Origin of the sequence: Tepidiforma sp. (assembly GCF_026419595.1) — a bacterium.
GTDB lineage: Bacteria > Chloroflexota > Dehalococcoidia > Tepidiformales > Tepidiformaceae > Tepidiforma.
This window is the reverse complement of sequence record NZ_JANZZD010000145.1, coordinates 1-513: the sequence shown is the minus strand read 5'-3', so window position 1 is coordinate 513 and position 513 is coordinate 1. Positions and strand designations below refer to the sequence as shown.

1 protein-coding gene is annotated in these 513 nt (G+C 68.4%); it reads left to right on the top strand.

What is annotated here, in order from left to right; translation table 11 throughout:
• Positions 1-227: 227 nt before the first annotated feature.
• Positions 228-513, top strand: a 286-nt coding sequence (locus N2041_RS14855) for a hypothetical protein (protein ID WP_297679424.1), incomplete at its 3' end; no start/stop codon positions are given.

Genomic DNA, 513 nt, shown 5'->3' with positions numbered 1-513 from the left:
GAGTAGAGGGGGAAACGGCTGTCGCCGAGGCGCGCGAGCTGATCGAGCAGCGGCTTTCCGAGCTTTCGGAGGCTGACTCCTCGTACGAGGAGGTTGCGTGAAGTTTCCGCCGCGGCGCGACGCTTCGCTCCGCCGCGCTCCGCTTCGCCGCGCGCCGCTCCGCCGCGCAGCGCTCTGCTTCGTTCCGCTTCGCCCCGCAACGCGCTGTTCAAAGGAGGAAATCACGGATGATGTTCCATCGTTCTGCCGACGTCGCTGCCTTGTTGGATCGTCTGCTGGCCGTGCCGGTCGGCGCTCGGGTCACCTGGGGCGATCTCTCGGATACGCTCGGCCGCGACGCGTCTGCGCGTCGCCACCTCGTGTACGCCGCGATGCGTATCGCGCTGCGGGAGCACGGCGCGGTGTTCGCGTCTATCCGGGACGTCGGCTACCAGCGCTTGGAGCCCAAACTTGCCGTGCGTGAGATCGGCTACGTGTCGCGGCGTGGCATTGCTCGCCGGGCGCGACGTGCGT